Here is a 22,063-nt window from a genome sequence, read left to right as displayed (position 1 = left end):
GTTCTCATGAAAATTATGTTCTCATGAGTAAATTAATGTTATCCTTTTTTGTTGATCTAAAGTTTTTTATGTTCATACACTTACGTGTTCATAGTGTTTATTCGCTGCTTGAAAGCTCGGTTAAAATTGAGGAGCTGATAGGCCTTTGTTTGCGAAATAAAATGCCAGCGGTTGCAATTACTGATTCAGGCAACTTGTTTGGCTCGCTCGAATTTTCAGAATATGCAGCAAGTAGGGGAATACAGCTAATAATAGGATGCAATATTATAGTTAAACATTCAGAACAAAATTTACCTATATTATTGCTTGCAAAAAATGAGCAAGGGTACACTAATTTAGTCACTTTGGTGAGTGAGTCTTTTAAAAAGCGCAAGAATAACAGCGATATTCCTTACGTTGATTTTGATGAGCTATTGAATTTAAGTATGGGTCTGATCGCTTTAACCGGTGGATGTTTGGCTCAACTATTGTTGGGGCAAGATAAAGAAACGGTTGAAAAACTGCTTTCAGCATTCGATGGTCATTTATATGTTGAATTGCAGCGTCATGGGCTGAATAAAGAGCTAGAGCTTGAAGAAGCTTTAATAGATTTTGCTTATCAGCGCAATGTACCACTGGTTGCAACGAACGATGTGTTTTTTCCAAATAGGTCTGATTATGAGGCTTATGACATATTAACGTGCATATCGGAGGGGAGTTATGCCCTGGAGAATAACAGAAAGAAGTTAACTACCGAGCATTACTTCAAATCTGTGGCAGAAATGGAGAAACTGTTCAGCGACATTCCCGAAGCAATTCATAACACTTTAGTGATAGCTAAGCGGTGCTCTTACATGCCAAGAAGCAGGCAGCCTATCTTGCCTAAATTTCCTTGTCGAGAAAATAAAACTGAGAATGAAGAACTGAGGGAGCAGGCAGTTGCAGGATTAGAATTCCGCATTGCGAATGAGACAGATATAGACCTTAAACAATACTACGATCGGCTGAATTACGAACTAAGCGTAATAACTTCGATGAACTACGCTGGCTACTTTTTGATAGTTTCTGATTTCATTCGTTGGAGCAAAGCAAATGGCATTCCAGTTGGTCCAGGAAGAGGCTCTGGTGCTGGATCAATTGTTGCTTGGGGCTTACAGATTACAGACCTTGACCCAATAAAGTTTGGCCTAATATTTGAAAGATTTTTGAATCCTGATCGTGTATCGATGCCTGACTTTGATATCGATTTCTGCCAAGAGAAAAGGGACCTGGTTATTGATTATGTTCAGAAAAAGTACGGTTATGTTGCTCAAATAATCACTTTTGGAAAATTGCAAGCAAGGGCAGTATTACGTGATGTTGGTAGAGTATTGCAAATGCCTTACTCTCAAGTGGATAAAATATCTAAAATGGTTCCATTTAATCCAGTAAATCCTGTAACTTTATCGCAAGCGATAGAGCTTGATCAAAACCTGCAGAAAGAACGAGATAGTGATGAGGTAATTGCAAAGCTTCTTGATATATCACTAAAGCTCGAAGGAATATATCGTCACGTTTCAACTCATGCTGCTGGAATTGTAATATGCGATCAAAAATTAGAAAATTTTGTTCCCGTCTATTATGATCCAAATTCGGCTCTGCCAATCACTCAATACAGCATGAAATATGTAGAGAAAGCTGGGCTAATAAAATTTGATTTTCTTGGACTTGGTACGCTAACACTAATAGATCATGTATGTCGTTTAATTAATCGTGATGAAAAAAAGATCGATATTTCTTCAGTTCCTTTGAATGATCAAAAAACCTATGAGATGCTCTCTAGCGGTGATTCAATTGGAGTGTTCCAGCTTGAAAGTTCGGGAATGAGAGAAGCTTTAATCAAATTAAAGCCAGATTGCATTGAAGATATTATCGCTTTAATTTCCCTTTATCGTCCAGGACCTATGGATAACATTCCAACTTATGTTGCAAGAAAGCATGGACTTGAAAAGCCAGATTATATTCATCCGTTACTTGAAGGAGTGTTAAAAGAAACATTTGGGGTAATAATCTACCAGGAGCAGGTGATGGAAATAGCCCGTATTCTTTCCGGGTATAGCTTAGCGGAAGCAGATCTGCTGAGACGTGCCATGGGTAAGAAAATTAAGGAAGAGATGGATAAACAACGTGAACTTTTCATCCAAGGGGCAACAAAGAATGGCGTTGATTATGACAGGGCAAGTTATATCTTTGACCTTGTTGCAAAATTTGCTGGTTATGGATTTAATAAATCTCACGCAGCTGCATATGCGGTTATATCTTATCAAACGGCTTACCTTAAAGCTAATTATCCATTAGAATTTTTTACAGCACTAATGAATCTAAATATTGATGATAGAGATAAACTGAATTTATTTTATCATGCAGCAAAGTTTAGTGGCGTTACCGTTCTTCCACCTGATATAAATAAGTCTCAAGCTGAATTCTCAATAGAGGGTGAGTGCATACGTTATGGTATTGCTGCCTTGAGGAATGTTGGTTTTTCTATAGCAGAGGGAATAGTGAACACACGTTCAAGCGCTTATAAGGACATATGGGAATTCATTCAAAATTCAGGTCATATAATAAATAAGAGAGCGCTAGAAAGCCTGATTAAATCCGGAGCATTCGATAGCGTGCATAAGAACAGAAAGCAGCTATATGAGTCAATGGACATGCTGATTTACTTTGCAAATAAAAACAAACAGGATAGGGAATCAAGTCAAGCTGCTTTGTTTGGTAGTCTTGATGTCCTCAAACCGAAATTTGAGAATGTGGAAGATTTTGATGAAGAGGAAAAATTAGAGCATGAGTTATTTTCACTAGGATTTTATTTAACTAATCATCCACTTGAAAAATTTAGAATTCTTCTGGAAAAGTTAAATATTGGGTTTATCGGAGAAAATAGAACAGCAAAAACTGCTGGGGTAATATTAAATGCACGTATGAGAACTTCAGAGCGTGGAAGGTTTGTTATACTCACACTTTCTGATCCCCATAACGTTTCTGAAATAGCATTTTATAATAATGAAATAATAGAAGGAAAAAGAGATTTATTTTCACCAGGAACATTTGTGATAATTGATCTTGAAGCTTCGGAAAATACAACAAGATTAGCAGGCAAGGATATATCTGAGTTTACAAAAAGAATCACTTCTACAATAAAAGAATTAGTTCTCACCACTGAGTGCACGGATTCGCAAAAAGCCGCTATGGAATTAAACACAATATTGAAAGATGAAGGCAGAACCAAAATAATGCTAAAACTTCTTCTCGAAACACATAAAGTGAGCATCTTATTACCAGGTGCATACTCAATTGCTCCTCAAGTTATTTATGAAATATCTAACTTAAGCTGGATTAAAGGCGTAGAAATTAATACAAATAACTTGCTTATATAAAAAAGCTTTATATAATGAAGTATTTAATCGTTATTAAAGGAAGATATAGTGAATCTCTATGAATTTACTTTTATAGCACAACAAGGATTGTTACAGCAAGAAGTAGAGGAGATGGTCCAAGAGCTAGCTGTTTCATTGAAAAATATTAAAGCAGATGTTATTTTCCAGAAGATCAAGAGTCTTATGGAAAGGCAAAATAGTACGCTTACAAAACAAGAGTTAGAAACGCGTGCTGAAAACATTAAAGAAGGTCTAGTTGCTTACTCTGATTTCTTGGAAGATCTTACAAAAATTTTATGGGTTGAATTGGAAGAAGATCTTTCAAATTTGAAAGAAGTGAAGTCAAAAATCGATAAAGAGTTGAAAGATGACCTAAAAGATTTAGGAATAACGCAGGATTTTACAAAATTTCTAGGAGGCAGTGAGCAAATTACTAAAAGTGCGTTTATCCATAATGCAGTAAATGCTTTGAAGAGAAATATTTCAGAACATCTAATAAAGATTTTTCAAGATATTTTGAAAGATTTTAGAATAAACAGTCCAACTCAATCGAGCAAAGCATTGGAAATGCTTTTGGAAAACATTGAAGCATCAGGATTAATCAAGTATGAACATTGGGGTCTTTTGGATTTTGCATATCCAATAAATAAGATGAAGAGCGGTCATTATTGTATAATGTGTATAAGTTCTACTGCAAGCATTCTGGATGAATTTGTGCGTAGAATGAAACTTAATGAGAACGTTATTCGCCACTTGTCTGTGCAGGTTGATAAATTTTTTGAAGGTAAATCTTATATGATGAATAAACAAATTGAGGAGCAAAGCACATAATGATGAAAAGACGAAATAGTTTTAATAATTCTTACGTATCTGTAAATAATAGGACTGGCTTTAGGCGTTCTAAAGTTTGCCCTCTTGCTGCGTCTAAAGATGAAGACATAGATTATAAGAATACAGATTTATTATCCAAGTTTACCTCTGACTATGGTAGGATATTACCTAGAAGGTTAACAGGCATATGTGCAAAAAAACAAAGGAAGTTACGCTTAGCAGTCATAAGGGCACGTTTTTTAGCTCTTGTTCCTTACTGTACTAAAAAAGTTTAGGTAATTTATGTTGATAATTTTAAAGGAAAATATAAGGACTTTAGGTAAGCTTGGTGAAGTTGTCAAAGTTAAACCAGGTTATGCACGTAATTTTCTTTTTCCACAAAGAAAAGCGGTGAAAGCTACCAAGGAAAATTTAACAAAGCTAGAGGAGCAACGTTTATTACTGGAAAAAGAGAATATAAAAAGATTAAATGTAGCAAAAGAGCTTGCATTGTCACTACATGATAAGTTTGTGGTATTGATAAAGCAAGCTTCAGAGGATGGTAAAATTTTTGGTTCTGTGACAACACGTGAAATTGCGAAAGTTTTACTACAAGAAGGACATGTGATAGATCATCGTAGTTTATCTTTTGGTGGAATAAGTATCAAAAACTTGGGCGAGTACCAAGTAAACGTAGAATTACATAGTGAAGTAGTAGTACCAATTACTATATACGTCGTGAAATCCGAAACAGATGCAAATGAGCTAAGGCAAGTAAAATTGCAAAATCAGAAGTCTGAGCAACAAGAAGGTAAAATTGCAGAGCAGGAAGATACAAATAACGAATAGGAGTGAATAAAATATGTCAACTGTTCCTATCATCCCAGTGCTTGACACTGGAATCCAGTTTATTTCATCATGGACATTATTTTATGCTTCTAGAATCCGTTGTCCATTGAATAATTTGCAAATATCTGGATTCCAGTGTCAGCTACTCGAATGACACCCTATGAATTGCTGGAATGACAGGGAAAAAGATTTATAATTAAAGGAAAAGAGAAGTGCAGATCATTCCTGGTGGTAAAGAAGAGCAAGAATCTCTAGATAAGGTACTTGTTGAATTTAATCTCACACAAATACCATGTTATAAGAATCCTCCTTCGGAAGATATGTGTTATGTTATTAGAAATTCAGATAATGAGTTGGTAGCAGGTGTTTATGGCAGCTTGATTATGGATAATGTTCTTAGTATATCCACATTGTGTGTTAAAGAGAGCGAAAGAAAAAAAGGTTACGGCAAGCAGCTTTTGCAAAAGATTGAAGAAGAAGCAAAATTCAAAGGAGCATGCCTTGCTAGTTTAAATACATTTGACTTTCAGGCACCTGATTTCTACCTAAAATTAGGGTATGAAATATTTGCTGTTTTAGATGATTGCCCTGCTAAAGGCCACAAACGCTACTATCTAAAGAAGAGTTTGTTAATAGGAGACCACTAATGATTCCTCGTTATAGCCGAAAAGAAATGTCTTCCATTTGGGAGGAAAATAATAAATTTAATATATGGCTCAAAATAGAAAAATTAGCGTGTGAGGCTCAAGCAGAGTTAGGAGTGATTCCAAATAGTGTTGCTCAGAAGCTTTCTGGTGCTATTGAATTTGATATTGAACGTATCAACGAAATTGAATCCATTGTAAAACATGATGTTATAGCTTTTCTGACATATGTTGCTGAAAAAGCGGGAGTTGATGTTCGTTATCTCCACTATGGAATGACAAGTTCTGATGTTTTGGATACATGCCTTGCGGTGCAGTTGAAAGAGTCATGTGATATTTTACTCGGGAATCTAAAAAATTTACTTGCAGTATTGAAAAAAAAAGCTGAGGACTATAAAGATATTGTTTGTGTTGGGCGCAGTCATGGAATGCATGCAGAACCAACAACTCTTGGATTAAAATTTGCTAGATTTTATGCTGAATTTAAACGCAATTATCAGAGATTAATTAGCGCGCAAAAAGAGATCTCAATTTGTAAAATATCAGGTGCAGTAGGTAATTTTGCAAATGTTGATCCGTTTGTTGAAGAGTATGTAGCGAAAGAAATGGGACTCATACCTGAAACCATATCGTCTCAAGTCATTCCTCGTGATAGACATGCCATGTTCTTTTCGGTTTTGGGAGTGATTGCAAGCTCAATAGAAAATATTGCAATTGAAATTCGTCATTTGCAAAGAACTGAAATCGGCGAAATTTCTGAGCATTTTTCCATTGGGCAGAAGGGAAGCTCTGCTATGCCACACAAATGTAATCCTATTTTAAGTGAAAATCTGACGGGACTCTCACGTTTAATACGCAGTTATGTTTTTCCTGCATTAGAAAATGTTGCATTGTGGCACGAACGTGATATATCACACTCGTCTGTGGAAAGATGCATTGCTCCTGATGCTTGTATAACAATGGATTTTGCTTTAGTGCGATTAACAGATTTGATAGGTAAATTGGTAATCAATAAGGAAAACATTGAAAAGAACTTAAATTCTTCAAAAGGTTTAGTTTTCTCACAGCGTGTATTGCTTGAGTTAGTAAATAGTGGTTTGGCGAGGGAAGAGGCGTATCAAATTGTTCAGAGCAATGCAATGAAAGTGAAACAAAACAACAGTGATTTTCTGGCCGAATTGAAACAAGATAAACCTTTACTTAAGGTTATTAACTCGGAAAAACTTGAATCTTTGTTTGATTTGAAATATTATACAAAGCATGTAGGTCACATATATAGCAAGGTTTTCAATTAGGCTGAGTAGCTCAGTTGGTAGAGCAGGAGGATCATAATCTCTTGGTCGGGGGTTCAAGTCCCTCCTCAGCCACTCGAACTAAACTATGTTTAGCAAGATAGTGCTATTGGTGAAGTAGTGCGACCCAGTGTCAGCTACTTGGAATGGTTACGTTCAGTTGTATATCCACTTAGGTGTACAGTTTAGAGGACAATGGATAAGAGATTGTGAAAAGGGTTTAGCTTTTGGCCTATGATCTCTTTAAATGACAGAATTTCACTACAAAACTTAACTTTCTTCTATGCAATTAGCTAAGTCAAGAAAGGTGAATCTATCTCTTGTTGCAAACGCAAGATCGACCACTTTACAATATTGTTCTTTATTCCAACTGAGGTGCTCTGGTAAGTGCGGAATTGATAGATCTTCAAATATTTTTTGCAGGTATTTTGCAGGTAGTAAATTTTGCTTAATTAAATTGGAAATATTAGTCCATTCTTTACAAATAATCTCTTGGATTTTTTGCTGCATAATTTGCTTCTGTTCAAAAGTTCTTACAAATTCGATATTATCAAAGCACTGAGTTATATGTTTTACATCTAAAGTGGTCGGGTTGATAATCGGGTTTTGTATTGATAATATCTTTTCCTGCAAATTAGCCATGGTAATCGTCGTAACAGCAATTTTTTCGCCATGTAATGAGGAATAATCTCTTGTTACCATTTTCATTGCGTGAGCTAACATATGCTCTCCTTGGCTTGCAGAATAGCTGCCTTTTGATATTACCATTCCAAGTCCTGAAATTAGTAGAACTTCCATAAGTAATAGGACCACTTTTCTACTTCCTTTAGTAAGCGCCGTATACTCTCTTAGCAAAATTTGCTCCAAATCGCGAACAAGTGTAAAAGGTAATTCATTGTATTCTGTGCCAAGCAACAAATGAGATAGTAGCCAGTCAGCCTGAACTGTCGAACGGCAAATGAAATCTGCAAATCCGCTTAATGTGAGGCGCAGTGGTGCATTGGTAAGTATGTCTATATCTATATATATCGCTCTTGGAAGATGTGCTTTGAACGATTTTTTGTATCCATTTACTAATATTGAAGCATTTGCGGATGTATATCCATTCATGGAAGCGGCTGTTGGGAACGATATATAATCTTTTTTCTCGAGGTAGCTTGCATATTTGCAGATGTCGTTAACGGTGCCGCTACCAAATGCAACTATTAAGTCACTGTCTTTTGCTTTGTTTCTAACTAGATTTATGGTTTCAAGAGAGGCAAGTGAAAGATTAGTACCCATGGTTGGTGTCATTCCAGCGCGTGACGCTGATTTTTTTTCCTGGATCCCAGTCTCGGAGGACTGGGATGATAAAATGTAGGGAGCATCCGAAATGATATGAGGTTTTGCAAGAGGCCTAATGGTATTGCTCGGGATAATTAAGTGAGAAATTTTATTAAATACGTTTTTGTTTAAAAGTTTTGCTGTATTTTCATCTGCAACTAGAAAGATGTCATTTCCGTGTCGTGTGCATATTTTATAGATATCATCAGCAAGGTGGTAATCTGTTATTACTTCTCTTAGAAAAGTTTGTTCGGCTTGTTGTAATATTTGTTTTAAATAGTGCATAGAGTGTTTACAATATAGCAATATAAGTATTTTAAGATTGACATGAAAATTGACCCTGTAGAGCTAACTAAGAAATTGATCTCTTTTGAGAGTATAACACCAAGGGACGGCGGGGCAATAGAGCATATAGCAACAATCTTCAAGAAAAGTGGCTTTGACTGTGAGATTTTAGAATTTGGTGATGATGGAACTAAAGTTAAAAATCTTTATGCGAAATATATAAATGGAGTACCAAATTTGTGCTTTGCTGGGCATGTTGATGTTGTACCACCGGGTCAGTTAAAAAATTGGGCATTTGGTCCATTTAATCCAGAAGTTAGAGATGGAATGCTATATGGAAGAGGAGCAGCTGATATGAAAAGCGGAATAGCTGCATTTATTGCTGCTATGGCAAATTTAATTGCAGAAAAGTTTCAATTTAATGGTTCGATAAGTGCATTGATTACCAGTGCTGAAGAAAGCACGGAAGAATATGGAACAAAGGCAGTTTTGGAATGGATGAAAAGTAAGCAAAAAAAGATAGATTTTTGTGTAGTTGCCGAACCAACCAGTAGTGAGAAATTAGGTGATACCATAAAAATAGGCAGAAGAGGTTCTGTAACATTTGAATTAATTTGCCATGGAAAACAAGGACACGTTGCCTATCCAGACCTAGCAGATAATCCAATATATAAGGTAATATCGATATTGAGTAAGGTAAAAAATACTACTTTTGATCATGGTAATAAATATTTTCAGCCTTCACATTGCGAAGTTACTACTATCGATGTTGGAAATAATACTAGCAATCTAATACCTAGTTCAGCAACTACACGTTTTAACATTCGATATAACGATACACAAACACCTGACGGCTTATATAAGCTGATTGATGAAATATGCTCCAGTGTAACTAACGATTATAAACTTTCTATGCATAGCAGCAGGGACGTTTTCCTCTCTACTCCTGATAGAAATACTGATATTATGCTTGATGCGATAAATAAAGTTACCAGTATTGATGCTGTGCTGAGCACAAGTGGTGGCACATCTGACGCTGCATTTATCAAAGATGTTTGTCCAGTGATTGAATTTGGTATAATCAACAAAACCGCACATCAGATAAACGAATGCGTATTAGTAAATGATATACACAAATTAACATCTATATATAAGGAATTTATAGAAAATTATTTCAATCCCACTAATAAAATATTGAGTCAGGTCAACGTAGTTAGTAATATATCTAGTGGTCCATTGTTAGCTTAGATGTAATCAGATCTCTTGCATAACTGTTGTTTGAGTAACAACTGGTATCATCCCAGCGTGTGACGTTAGAATCCAAAAACCATGAGAGCTACAAAAACCACTTGACAAACTTCGCCAGTCCCCTTATCATGAAACTGAAGCTATTGTATTTGCTTTCGCCAATCTGCAGATTAAAAGGTAAGGATTACTTAATGTATCGGCGTCTTATGTTTAATTTTTTGCAGTATATAGATACTGTATGTCTTTACAAAACTTCATCTACATCTAGATTTTTATCTAAATAAGCTGAACGCGCTTATAAAGCGTTACAAGACATCAAAAAATACCAATACTCGACAGAGATAGTAAAAGACTAGCTAACTCGGAGATTCTTTGTCTTTTTTTCTGCTTAGTAAATTTCTTAAACATTTGCAGTGTAGGTTAGTTGCAATTAAAAGCAGCTGAATTTCGCTTGTCAAGCGTTTAAAACATAAAAAACGCCAATATTTTAAAGCGGATAATAACCCCAGGGTTTCTTTTGCCTTTTTTTTTATTTGGTAAATTTCTTAATATTTGTAGCTAGAGACTCTCACATTTAGCGAGCTTCAGGGTAATTGGTTGCTATTTGCGAAAATATTTGCATAATTTAAGCAACATTAATTGATAAAAATTAACTATGGAGCTTAATAAGATTGCAGCATCGATTTTACTTTCTGGGCTAATCATTATGATAGTCAGCAACGTAGTTGATATGCTGTATAGTCCAGAGGAATATAAGATTGAACACCAAACGATAGTAGCTGCTGGTAACAATGAGTCCCAGCAAAAAATCGAGCAAGTGGCGCTCGATATTGGAGCGCTCATGCAGAATGCTAGCTTTGAAAAAGGCAAGTCAGCAGCGAAGAAATGTATAGCCTGCCATAGTTTTGAGAAAGGTGGAATGAATAAAGTAGGACCAAACTTATGGAACGTAGTTGGAAACAAAAAGGCTCATCTTGGTAACTCATTCAATTACTCAAAAGCAGTGCTTGAAAGAGATGGAAAATGGGGGTATGAGGAGCTATTTGCTTTCTTAAAGAACCCAAAAGCCTATATAAAAGGTACGCGTATGGCATTTGCAGGTATTTCCAATCCACAAGAAATTGCAGATCTAGTTAGTTATTTGCGTCAATTGAGTGATAACCCGGTTGCTTTGCCAAAGTAGTATGGATTATTGTAATGATGGAAATAATGGTCACATAGCATATCGAAAGCTACAAGGAAAGAAAGCTTCTGTAGTTTTTTTCGGTGGATTTGCATCTAATATGGATGGAACTAAAGCAACTGCTATTTACAAATTTTGCCAAGAAAACGATATAGCACTTGTGCTATTTGATTATTTTGGTCACGGTCATTCAAGTGGTGATTTTATTGATTACACGATAAGTGATTGGCAAGAAAATTGTGCTAAAGTGATAAGTGAATTAACTAGCGATAAACAAATAATTATAGGTTCAAGTATGGGAGGATGGCTGATGCTGCTCATTGCCCTTCAATTTCCAGAAAAAATTGCAGCATTAATCGGCATATCGTCTGCTCCTGATTTTACTGAAGATTTGATATTCAAGCAATTGTCAGGCAAGCAAAAAGAAGAACTAGGTTCTAAAGGTGTAATAGATTTTACTTCAGAGCATTGTACATATAAAATAACTAAAAATTTGATCGAAGATGGCAGAAAGAACCTTCTTTTAAACAGAGAAGCAATAGATATAAACTGTCCTGTGCGCTTATTGCATAGCATTAATGATAAAGATGTTCCTTATCAAACTTCATTGAATTTAGCTGAAAAAATTAAGTCAACCGATGTTGAAGTATACTTGATGAAATCAGCAGAGCACAACATGTCTGACAATCACTCACTGAAAGTTTTATTTAAGACCATTAGAGAATTTTTGCCAGCAAAAACATATAGGTAACCGTTCACAGATTTCCACTTAATTCTTCAATCTCACTAATAGAAAGGCCTGTAAACTTGACAATAGTGTTGACATCAACATTATTAGCCAGCATTGCTTTTGCGACTTCAATTTTCCCTTCAATTTTCCCTTCAATTTTCCCTTCAATTTTCCCTTCAATTTTCCCTTCAATTTTCCCTTCAATTTTTCCTTCAATTTTTCCTTTCTCTATACCTTTTTGTATACCTTTCTCTTCAGCAAGATCAAGTCTGTATTCAAGAATGGCTTCTTCTTTCCGTAGATCCATTATTCTTTCTTCGTAAGCTACTAAATCTTTTTCGTTCCAACGAAACTTGTCTAATTCATCATATGCTAGCTTTATTATTGGCGCTTTTTCTGCTATCTCTTTTAAGTCCTCTTCTGTTGTTTCTTCTGCGTATTTAAAAAAGAAACACCACCTTTCTACTATACTTTCTAACTGCTCTACTTTACTTTTTGAAAATTTGGGCAATTCTATAAAGATAAATTGAAAATCTTTTAAGTAATGTCCGTTGGTTTTTATATCACGTATATTATGAGTAGAGATATAATCAACTTCTTCAGGAAGTAAGTTACAATTTGATATAGCAATAAAGAAGACTTTCTTTAAATCAATGTAGTTGCCAGATTTATCTAATTGTCTTGAGTAGGCTTTAGCGGCATATAATTGAGCGCGTTTTTCAAAGCCCTTGTCTCTAGCGAGCTGCATTTCTGCTATATATCTATTTCCGTGAGAATCCTTACAGAGGACATCAACAATACTCTGTTTATCAGAAGCAATCTCAGGATCCATAATAGTGCTAAGAAACTCAACTTCTTGTATTGCATTTATCTCAGTAAACCCTAAAATATCGTTCAAAAAGTGGATCAGGATATTCTTATTTTTTTCCGTTCCAAAGATTTTTTTGAAACACAAATCATTGCGAGGATCGAGAAATTTTGAAAGAGCCATGGCAAAAATGCTTGAAAATATTAATAACTATACACTATTATTAACAATTATTCAACCATATTTTTGAAGATAGCTATAGCTAACACGTCATGCTGCCGCGGTATCTCTTAGCATAGATCCCGCTAACAAGTAGCGGTATGACGAGGTTATCGTCATACCGCCGCGAACCGTCATACCGCCGCGGTATCTCATCCGCTAACAAGTAGCGGAATAACGGTTTTTCAAATTGTCGGTAAATCTAAGTCAGTTTAGCTATAGGCAGCAATTTTCTGTATTTATTTTAAATTGAAGAAAGCTCAAATGAAAGACCGTGCTTTGCTAAAAATCACAGAATGCAGTCTGGTTACACACATAGTTGAAGTAATTCAGATTTGTAAGATATGTTTATCTGCAGTTATAGCTTCAACAGTAGGCGTTACTCTTGATTACCTCAACATTTTCTCTTGGCAATTCTTTAATGAACCGAGAAGTGCGCATCGGTTGCCACTGGTTGTTAATTTCCCTCCTATCTGCACATGAAATGATTAACCTTTCCTTTGCCCTGGTTATGCCAACATATGCAAGTCTCCTTTCTTCTTCTAAAGCTTTACCACTTTTATCTTCAAAAGATCTTTGATGAGGAAATAATCCCTCTTCCCAACCAGGTAGAAACACGCACGGGAATTCAAGTCCTTTGGCTGCATGAAGAGTCATAACATATACGGTGTCATCGTTATTCATATTATCCACTTCCATCACTAGACTTATATGCTCCAAGAAAGTTGTGGCATTATCGAAATTTTTTAAAGATGAGATGAGCTCCTTGACATTTTCTATTCGTGCTAAGCCTGTTACCTCCTCATTTTCAAGCATTTCAATATACCCTGATTGGTTTGCTACGATTTTAACGAATTCATGCAGTGGTTTTACGCTTACTATTTCTTCCCAAGCTTTAATTTTATTTAAAAAATCATTTAGTGAGAGTTTAATTCTTTCGGTTACTTGATTACTATTAACTAATATTTTTGCTGCCTCAAAAAAAGAAATTTTGTTATCCTGAGCAGTCGTGTATATTTTCTTTAGAGTTGTAGCTCCTATACTTCTTTTTGGCCGGTTTACTATCCTTTCGAAAGCTAAGTCATCGTTATTGTTTGTAACAAGTCTTAAATGTGCAATTATATCCCTGACTTCCTGACGTTCGTAGAATTTTACGCCACTTATAATCTTGTAGGGAATTGAATATTTTATAAAATACTCTTCGAGAACTCTAGTTTGAAAAGTGGCCCTTACCAGCACTGCAATGTCACTAAATCTGTATTTATTGAGCTTTAATATCTGTTCGCTTATGAACCTTGCTTCAGCTTTTCCGTCCCATAATTTTATTAGATTTACCTTTTCCCCTTCAATGTTTGTTGTCCACAATTTTTTTTCTAGCCGAGTTTTATTGTGATTGATAACATATGACGCAGTTGCAAGTATGTGAGATGTTGATCTATAGTTACACTCTAGTTTGACAGTTTTTGCATTTTTAAAATCATCAGAAAATTTTAAAATGTTTTCAACTTCTGCACCACGCCAACTGTATATTGACTGATCGTCATCTCCCACACAGCAAATATTTGAGTGCTTTTTTGCAAGGTATTTTAGCCAAAGATATTGTATCGCATTTGTATCTTGATATTCATCTACCATGACATATTTAAACTTGTTTTGGTAGTAGGACAGAACTTCGGTCTTTTGATTAAAGAGTTGTATGTTGTGTAGCAATAAGTCACCAAAATCGACAGAGTTAAGGAATTTTAACCTTTCCTGATACTGGTGATAGACTTTGAGTGCAGTTACGTACACTGGCCTAAATGATTGAATATCTTCCACTTCAGATGGCAATAAGCACTTCTCTTTCCATTGCTGAATAATATTCATAATGGTCTTACATTTTTCTGATAGGTAATCAGGGCTGATTTCATTCATGATGTTTTTTATTACCTGTAATTGGTCATCCACACCAATAATTGTAAAATTGGAATTTAGCCCCACGACTTCAGCATGATAACGTAGAATTTTTGCTGCAATTGCATGGAAAGTGCCAAGCCATGGTATGTTTGTGCCTGTTAGCTCAAGTACCCTTGATACCATCTCATTTGCTGCTTTGTTTGTGAATGTCACTGCTAATATTTCATCAGAATAAGCGTGACCGTTCCTAATTATGTGCGCTATTCTTGAAGTGATCGTTCTTGTTTTTCCGGTTCCGGCTCCTGCCAGTATCAAAACTGGTCCATCTATGTTAGTTACAGCTGATTGTTGTTCTGGATTTAGCAGTGAGAGATAATCGTTCATTGCAGCTCTATAGATTATAACTTCGTAAAGTTAAACCTATGATCGAAATATTGTAAAGGTTTTATTGAATAGAACAGTTAAAGAATGCTTCACTCAAGTACTACATATTTAAATGTAAGGTTTTACATCTATTTTGTTTTAGTAGTTTCAGGTGTATGTCGAATAGCAACAACTTGATTTGAGGTATTGGCACCAGAATTTCTGCTTGTTGGGTGAATAGGTGGAGTTTGGAATGGCATATGTACGCCTTCATTTCTATTTCTTCAGCTTTATAATAATTTAAAATGGCTTTGTAGTACAGTGTTTTAAATGTTTAATATAATATTGACTTTACAACAATAGTCACTTTAAATTAGTAATTATTGTTGCAGTTAAAGTATCAATGCCTTTTTTCTTTTATTTTTTTGCAATTCTTAGCATTTTATCTGCTGTTTGTGTGATTAGTGTAAGAAATCCTGTGCATGCAGTATTATTTTTAATTTTCACCTTCGTTAATTCTGCAGTTCTTTTTATTCTCCTTGGAGCTGAATTCATCGCTATGATGGTGCTGATAGTATACATCGGTGCGGTTGCAGTGTTGTTCCTCTTTGTAGTTATGATGCTCGATATTGACTACATAAGGTTGCGCCAGGGTTTTGCGAAGCATTTCACTCCTGGTGCTATATTATGTGTTGTGTTTTTTCTGATTATCAGTTTTGTAATCCGCAGCTCAACGCTGAATATAAGTAATGTTATAAACTATAATGCCAATAACGTGAAAGCTATTGGTAATTTGCTCTACACTGACTACATGTACGCTTTTCATCTTTCTGGTATTCTGCTGCTTGTTGCAATTGTCGGTGCAATTGCTCTTACTTTGCAGGACAAGAAAAAAGGAGTTAAAAAACAGAATGTATTAAAGCAATTGACACAATCTTCATCTGTAAAATTGATTAAGGCTAAATTTGGAAAAGGAGTAGAATGGAAATAGGATTAAATCATTTTTTGATAGTTGCTGCTATTTTGTTCACTATTGGGGTGTGCGGTATTTTCATTAACCGTAAGAGCATAATCAATATACTGTTATCAATAGAAATATTATTGCTGGCAATTAATATCAATCTAGTTGCTTTTTCTGCCTTTATGAACGATATAGTTGGGCAAATTTTTGTGATGTTTGTGTTGACTGTTGCGGCAGCAGAGTCAGGAGTTGGGCTTGCAATATTGGTTGTATATTATAGAAGCCGTGGCAATATAGATGTTGAACAAGCGAACTTAATGAAAGAATGAAAGTATGATGGATATACTGAAATTAATAGTATTTTTGCCACTCTTTGGTTCGCTATTTGCAGCACTTTTTAGAAAAAGTCAGTTAGTTACAACGGCAGGGATTGGAATATCTGCAGTTTTATCTTGGTATGTTTTTCTCACCTTCTCTGAAAATTATCACTTGAGTTTATTTCCTCTATTTTCATTAAGTGTATTAAAAGTAAATTGGGCAATTAGTGTGGATGCTCTCTCATCCTTAATGCTTATTGTTATTACCACCGTTTCACTAGTAGTCCACCTCTATTCTATCGGTTATATGGAGCATGACAAAGGGAAGTCGAGGTTTTTTTCTTACCTATCGCTATTTACGTTTTGCATGATTGTGCTGGTTGTAAGCGATAATTTCGTGCAGCTTTTTTTTGGCTGGGAAGGGGTTGGCCTATGTTCTTATTTACTCATAGGATTTTGGTTCCAAAAATATTCTGCAAATAATGCAGCAATTAAAGCATTTGTTGTGAATAGGGTAGGAGACTTTGCACTATTGATTGGGATCTTTCTCATTTATTATACATTTCACTCTTTGAAATTTACTGAAGTTTTTGACACAGATGATCTTCTTGGCGCACAGAACATTAGGGCATTCTGCTGTGAATTTAAAATAATTCATATAATATGCATATTACTTTTTATTGGCTGTATGGGTAAATCTGCACAGCTTGGTTTACATGTTTGGTTGCCAGATGCAATGGAAGGGCCAACCCCTGTTTCTGCACTCATTCACGCAGCAACGATGGTAACGGCAGGTATATTTTTAGTAGCAAAATGTTCTCCATTGTTTGAGCTATCAAATGTGGCACGAGAATTAATAGTTATTGTTGGGGCACTTACTGCTTTTTTTGCAGCTACGGTTGCGATTACTCAGAACGATATAAAAAAAATAATTGCTTATTCAACCTGCAGCCAACTTGGTTATATGTTCATGGCATGTGGGCTTTCTGCTTACAATGTTGCTATTTTTCATTTAATGACACACGCTTTTTTTAAAGCTCTACTATTTCTTGGTGCTGGCAATGTAATTCATGCAATGCATCATGAGCAAAACATTCAGAAAATGGGAAATTGCTGGAAGAAAATCCCTTGCACTTACACTCTCATGTGGATTGGGTCTCTTGCGCTTTCTGGAATATTTCCATTTGCAGGTTTTTACTCAAAGGATTTGATAATTGAACATGCTTATAGCACGGATAGCTTTGCTTTTGTAATAAGCTTAGTTGTTGCATTCTTCACAGCGTTTTACTCTTGGAGGTTATTGCTTCTTGTGTTCCATAGCCAAAAACAAAGTAAAATTAATATACATGAAGCACCGAAGATTATGCTTATACCATTACTGATACTTGCTTTTGGATCGGTATTTTCTGGAGTGTGGGGAGCAAATATTTTGAACATAACTAGTAATGCGTTTTGGAAATCAAGTTTAATGGTGATTGATGAGCATGGAGTTCATAATTTCTTTATAAAATTACTACCAACCTTGGCAAGCCTAAGTGGAATAGCACTTGCGTACCTAATTTACCAATATCAAGTAATTAGGCAAATTAAGAGTAAATTTTTACTTAAGTTTTTGCAGAATAAATGGTACTTTGATGAGGTGTATGAGTTTGTTATAATTGCACCGATAAGGTTTATATCTAGGCTTCTATGGAAGTTTGATGTTAAGGCTATTGATTCATTTGGACCAAATGGTGTTGTAAGGTTGGTTAATGAATGTTCAAAAAGTTCTATAAAGTTACAAACTGGTTATATATTTGATTATGCATTTATTATGTTTGTTACTTTAATAATCGGTGCTTTATATATTATTGGAATTAAATAGAAGGTGTTGTTACTTAGTATATTCTTGCTTCCACTGATAGGAGCGTTGATTTTATCCTCGATCAGGATTAATCATCAATCTATACACCTAAGATTCCTTGCCCTATTTTTTGCTGTACTTCCATTCTTGCTTAGCATTGTAGCTTGTATAGAATTTGATTATAACAATGCGGACTTTCAGTTTGTCAGCTATCCAGTGAGAGATATTGGAATAGGGGTGGATGGAATATCGTTGCTTTTCCTTCTACTTACGACCTTCTTGTTTGTTATTTGTATGCTCTATAATTGCAAAATGAGTTATACGACCCTCAAGCCATATATGGCATTATTTCTACTGCTTGAGAGTTTTGTAGTCGGTTTTTTCGTTTCACTGAATGCTATAAGCTTTTATGTGTTTTTTGAAGCTGTCTTAATACCAATGTTCTTTATTATTGGCATTTGGGGAGGGAAGCAAAGGATATATGCGACGTTTAAGTTATTTCTTTATACATTAACTGGCTCATTATTATTTCTACTTGGGTTGGTATACATCTATAGTGTTTTTGGAACGTTTAGTATACAAAAATTAGCTACATTAGTGCCAAGCCTTGATCTTGAAGTGCAGTCATTGCTGTGGATTGCATTTTTTATTTCTTTTGCAATAAAAGTACCTATGTTTCCATTTCACACCTGGCTTCCTGATGCGCATGTGCAATCACCAACTTCTGGATCTGTGATTTTAGCTGGCTTGCTTATTAAAATGGGGGGGTATGGATTTTTAAGGTTTTCTATTCCAATGCTTCCTCAGGCAAGTTTGTATTTTTCAAATTTCGTTGTTGTGCTGAGCATTATTGCGGTGATATATGCTTCTCTAGTTGCGTTTGCTCAAGATGATATAAAGAAGTTAATAGCTTATTCTTCAATAGCACATATGGGGATCGTTACCGCTGGCCTCTTTTCATTTTGTGAGGAAGGAGTACTGGGTAGCATATTTCAAATGATTAGTCATGGCCTTATTTCTGCTGCTTTATTTTTGTGTGTTGGAATGCTATATACTCGAACTGGAACTTTGGAGATTGCAAAGTACTTTGGCATAGTAAACACAATGCCAAAATTTGGTTTTATGTTCATTTTATTTTCAATGGCTTCAATAGGGCTACCTGGAACATCTGGATTCATAGGTGAGTTTTTGGCTATGGTTGGAATGTTTAAGAGCATAGGGTTTTTTACAGGATTTATCGCACTTGGCACCATTTTAAGCGCAGTTTATATGCTGAATTTATGTAAGCAAATAATATGGGGGGTTAGCTATTCTAAATTATTAAATAATCGCTTGGATAGCATAGAATTTTCTGTCTTAATTCTGCTTGCAGTGTTTATTATTTTGCTTGGATTCTACCCAACCCTTGCACTGAATTATTTGAAGCCATGTATGGCAAATTTGTTAGTCAAATATAATGCGCTATGAATTATATACAGATATTGCCGGAAACGTTCTCTATTATCTCCTCGTTAGTGTTGCTACTGCTTGGAATTATATTTAACCGCCGAACTATCAACTTATTAGCACTTGGCTGCACAGTGGTAACTTTGATTATTTTAATTATTTCGGCAGAAAACAATGAAATTTTTCTCTTTAATTCGTTGTTAAAACTCAATTTATACATCAGGTCAGCCCAAGGGTTAATTCTCAGCACAGGAATTTTAATACTTTTGATGCTGAATTTATCAAAATATGACTATAAATATGAATTTTCAATACTGATTCTTTTTGCGCTATTTGGCATGATAACTTTGGTTTCAGCAAATAGTCTGATTTCTTTTTATTTAGCTTTTGAGTTGATGAGTGTATCTTTGTATGTTCTTGCGAGCTTTAATAAAGATTCAGCTTATTCATGTGAAGCAGGAGTGAAATATTTTACACTTAGTGCACTATCTTCCTGCATTATGCTATATGGAATGTCGCTGCTTTATGGATATACAGGACAAGTCAATTTCTCTGAGCTCGGTTCATTCTTGCAAAACCATCAGATAACTTATGGAATAGTTTTTGGGTTAGTTTTTATCCTTATTGGTTTGTGTTTCAAGCTTGCTATTGCTCCTTTTCATATGTGGGCTCCAGATGTCTATCAAGGTGCACCTACCATAGTAACTGCGTTTTTTTCTACGGCCCCAAAAGCTGCACTTGTAACATTTTTAATTCGATTGATGAATGAAGAGTTAGTAAATGTAAAAAGTTATGTTCAGCCTATTTTCTTATACGTTTCAGCATTGTCTGTGCTTATCTCAGCTTTTGGGGCCTTGCGTCAGCAAAACTTAAAAAGGCTGCTTGCTTACAGTTCAATTGGTCACATTGGTTTTATATTTGCTTCACTTTCTATTTTTACACAAGCAGGAACAGATAGTGCCTTAATGTATCTGGTGGTATATATAATCACAAGCATAGGGCTATTCTCATATCTCGTACAAATTGACGATGACGATTGTGATATTGCAAATTTATCTGGTATAGGAAAAAAGCAACCAATTTTAGCATTCCATCTTTCTATACTATTACTCTCGATGTCGGGAATACCTCCACTTGCAGGTTTTATCGCTAAATTTTTTATATTCAAAAGTTTAATAAATTCTGGCTTTATCAGCCTGTCTTTGATCCTTGTAATAGCGAGTGTGATATCATGCTACTATTATTTAAATATCATGAAAGTTATGTATTTTGATAAAGCTAGTGGTAATAAGGTTGCTTATTCTAAGGGTCTATTCATTATCACTTCAGTGGCTTCACTGATCAACCTCGTTCTTTTCTTATACGCAGAAGATCTTTACTCATTGATTAGTTCATTGACAAATTAACAATTTAGTGTTTATAATTAGTGATTAATTAATATTTTGTGGTGAAAAATGAGTAAAAGAAAAACTGTTTTGAAATTTTCAATTGCCGCTCTCTTGCTAGGAGGATCGAGCACTGTAGCTGTTTTATATTTTCCTTATGTTGCTTTAGCAATTAAATTTGGTATTGTAATTTCTACAGCTCCTCTGGTAATTTTTGCCATTTCTGTAGTTGCTGCATTAGCTTCGGTAATTACATTAGCAGTATTTACTGTTTCCGCCATACGCAGTAAGGATGCTAAAGGTAAATCTAATGAGGCTAATGAAAAATCAAGAAGTGAAAGTAAGGATGAAGGAAAAAGTTTAGTACAAGAAGAAAAAGATGAGTCGATTAGTACTGCTCAACAGCAATCAGATAATAATTTAACAGAAGGGATAGAGATACAGCAATCTGAAAACGTTATGGACACGTGTAACAGTTTGGAAGATGATAGCAATTGTGTTCAAAATCATGAGCCACAAACCAGAATACCACTTGCGGATAAATTAAGAATTGCGGTTCCTGCATTTATAAGTGGTGTAAAAGTTGGGCAAGATCAAGATAAAAAAATGATGATGTGTGCCTTAATTCCATTAATTAATTTGCCATCTAATTCTATTGACGAGGAAAATCAGGGGTATCAATCGCTTCCTGTTAGTCAAATCATACCACCATATCCAAGCAATTTAAGCCGATCTCAATCATTGTTTAACCTAACAAAAACTATCACGGTTGAACAACAAAATGCGGAAGAAGGATTTGGTGCACAAGAACTTCAGACGGAATATAATTCTGTAATGACTGATAATTGTAATTCTTGGGGTACTAATTGTGATGATTCAATTACACCATCACTAGCTTACCAATATGCACCATCTTTAACCTCAATAATTGAAGGTGTGGAAAGTGGTCCTGAAGAAATGCCCTATGACGTAAATGGAAATAGGGCTCCATATAGCAGTATGCAATCACCTATATTATCAAGTTCTGCTAGCCGTGGCAACAGTTTTTCTGGATAAGAGAGTT

The 22,063-nt window shown here is 35.2% G+C and carries 18 protein-coding genes and 1 tRNA gene; 16 read left to right on the top strand and 3 right to left on the bottom strand.

Annotated elements, in window-relative coordinates; genetic code table 11:
- Positions 1-68 precede the first annotated feature (68 nt).
- The 7 genes from dnaE to OPR24_RS03960 all read left to right on the top strand — a co-directional run bounded on the left by dnaE (position 69) and on the right by OPR24_RS03960 (position 7,068).
- Complete coding sequence (gene dnaE, locus OPR24_RS03990; protein ID WP_265033998.1) at positions 69-3,398, top strand: DNA polymerase III subunit alpha; 3,330 nt, start codon at positions 69-71, stop codon at positions 3,396-3,398.
- Between the two features lie 48 nt (positions 3,399-3,446).
- A complete protein-coding gene (gene rpsF, locus OPR24_RS03985) occupies positions 3,447-4,229 on the top strand; it encodes a 30S ribosomal protein S6 (RefSeq protein WP_265032741.1) in 783 nt (260 codons plus the stop codon).
- Entirely contained in the window at positions 4,229-4,504 is a 276-nt protein-coding gene (gene rpsR / locus OPR24_RS03980) for a 30S ribosomal protein S18 (RefSeq protein ID WP_265032739.1), read from the top strand. The genes rpsF and rpsR overlap by 1 nt, the downstream gene beginning before the upstream one ends.
- 7 nt (positions 4,505-4,511) lie before the next feature.
- Entirely contained in the window at positions 4,512-5,057 is a 546-nt protein-coding gene (gene rplI / locus OPR24_RS03975) for a 50S ribosomal protein L9 (RefSeq protein WP_265032737.1), read from the top strand.
- A 212-nt stretch (positions 5,058-5,269) separates the two neighbouring features.
- On the top strand, positions 5,270-5,704 hold the full coding sequence (locus OPR24_RS03970) for a GNAT family N-acetyltransferase (RefSeq protein ID WP_265032735.1): 435 nt from the start codon (positions 5,270-5,272) through the stop codon (positions 5,702-5,704).
- Positions 5,704-6,996 carry an adenylosuccinate lyase gene (purB, locus tag OPR24_RS03965; protein ID WP_265032734.1) on the top strand — a complete coding sequence of 431 codons (1,293 nt, stop codon included), beginning with the start codon at positions 5,704-5,706 and terminating at the stop codon, positions 6,994-6,996. The genes OPR24_RS03970 and purB overlap by 1 nt, the downstream gene beginning before the upstream one ends.
- A tRNA-Met gene (locus OPR24_RS03960) sits at positions 6,996-7,068 on the top strand. Before purB ends, OPR24_RS03960 begins: the two co-directional genes overlap by 1 nt.
- Before the next feature lie 195 nt (positions 7,069-7,263).
- On the opposite strand, the gene OPR24_RS03955 is transcribed toward OPR24_RS03960, so the two are convergent.
- Positions 7,264-8,601 (bottom strand): iron-containing alcohol dehydrogenase, encoded by a 1,338-nt coding sequence (locus OPR24_RS03955; RefSeq protein ID WP_265032732.1) that lies wholly within the window; start codon positions 8,599-8,601, stop codon positions 7,264-7,266.
- Between the two features lie 42 nt (positions 8,602-8,643).
- On the opposite strand from OPR24_RS03955, the gene dapE reads away from it, so the two are divergent.
- The 3 genes from dapE to OPR24_RS03940 all read left to right on the top strand — a co-directional run bounded on the left by dapE (position 8,644) and on the right by OPR24_RS03940 (position 11,783).
- Complete coding sequence (gene dapE / locus OPR24_RS03950) at positions 8,644-9,849, top strand: succinyl-diaminopimelate desuccinylase (RefSeq protein ID WP_265032730.1); 1,206 nt, start codon at positions 8,644-8,646, stop codon at positions 9,847-9,849.
- A gap of 655 nt (positions 9,850-10,504) precedes the next feature.
- Positions 10,505-11,032 carry a c-type cytochrome gene (locus OPR24_RS03945; protein ID WP_265032728.1) on the top strand — a complete coding sequence of 176 codons (528 nt, stop codon included), beginning with the start codon at positions 10,505-10,507 and terminating at the stop codon, positions 11,030-11,032.
- A gap of 1 nt (position 11,033) precedes the next feature.
- Entirely contained in the window at positions 11,034-11,783 is a 750-nt protein-coding gene (locus OPR24_RS03940; RefSeq protein WP_264735522.1) for an alpha/beta hydrolase, read from the top strand.
- A gap of 4 nt (positions 11,784-11,787) precedes the next feature.
- Here OPR24_RS03940 and OPR24_RS03935 read toward each other — a convergent pair whose 3' ends face one another.
- On the bottom strand, positions 11,788-12,753 hold the full coding sequence (locus OPR24_RS03935) for an Rpn family recombination-promoting nuclease/putative transposase (protein WP_265032726.1): 966 nt from the start codon (positions 12,751-12,753) through the stop codon (positions 11,788-11,790).
- A gap of 402 nt (positions 12,754-13,155) precedes the next feature.
- Positions 13,156-15,069 (bottom strand): ATP-dependent helicase, encoded by a 1,914-nt coding sequence (locus tag OPR24_RS03930; RefSeq protein WP_265032724.1) that lies wholly within the window; start codon positions 15,067-15,069, stop codon positions 13,156-13,158.
- 382 nt (positions 15,070-15,451) lie between these two features.
- On the opposite strand from OPR24_RS03930, the gene OPR24_RS03925 reads away from it, so the two are divergent.
- The 6 genes from OPR24_RS03925 to OPR24_RS03900 are packed head-to-tail and all read left to right on the top strand — an operon-like array spanning position 15,452 to position 22,056.
- Positions 15,452-16,039, top strand: coding sequence for an NADH-quinone oxidoreductase subunit J (locus OPR24_RS03925; RefSeq protein WP_265032723.1), 588 nt, complete (start codon positions 15,452-15,454; stop codon positions 16,037-16,039).
- Entirely contained in the window at positions 16,030-16,338 is a 309-nt protein-coding gene (gene nuoK / locus OPR24_RS03920; protein WP_019236815.1) for an NADH-quinone oxidoreductase subunit NuoK, read from the top strand. Before OPR24_RS03925 ends, nuoK begins: the two co-directional genes overlap by 10 nt.
- A 4-nt stretch (positions 16,339-16,342) precedes the next feature.
- Positions 16,343-18,190, top strand: a complete 1,848-nt coding sequence (gene nuoL, locus OPR24_RS03915; protein WP_265032722.1) for an NADH-quinone oxidoreductase subunit L — start codon at positions 16,343-16,345, stop codon at positions 18,188-18,190.
- A 3-nt stretch (positions 18,191-18,193) separates the two neighbouring features.
- On the top strand, positions 18,194-19,636 hold the full coding sequence (locus OPR24_RS03910; protein WP_265032720.1) for a complex I subunit 4 family protein: 1,443 nt from the start codon (positions 18,194-18,196) through the stop codon (positions 19,634-19,636).
- The gene (locus OPR24_RS03905) at positions 19,633-21,021 is read left to right on the top strand and encodes an NADH-quinone oxidoreductase subunit N (protein ID WP_265032719.1); all 1,389 of its coding nucleotides are present in this window, start codon (positions 19,633-19,635) and stop codon (positions 21,019-21,021) included. The genes OPR24_RS03910 and OPR24_RS03905 overlap by 4 nt, the downstream gene beginning before the upstream one ends.
- A gap of 48 nt (positions 21,022-21,069) precedes the next feature.
- Positions 21,070-22,056 (top strand): hypothetical protein, encoded by a 987-nt coding sequence (locus tag OPR24_RS03900; RefSeq protein WP_265032717.1) that lies wholly within the window; start codon positions 21,070-21,072, stop codon positions 22,054-22,056.
- Positions 22,057-22,063: the final 7 nt, after the last annotated feature.

It is taken from the genome of Wolbachia endosymbiont (group A) of Sicus ferrugineus (assembly GCF_947251515.1).
GTDB lineage: Bacteria > Pseudomonadota > Alphaproteobacteria > Rickettsiales > Anaplasmataceae > Wolbachia.
The sequence above is the reverse complement of the archived record's forward strand: the minus strand, read 5'-3'. Positions and strand labels throughout refer to the sequence as shown.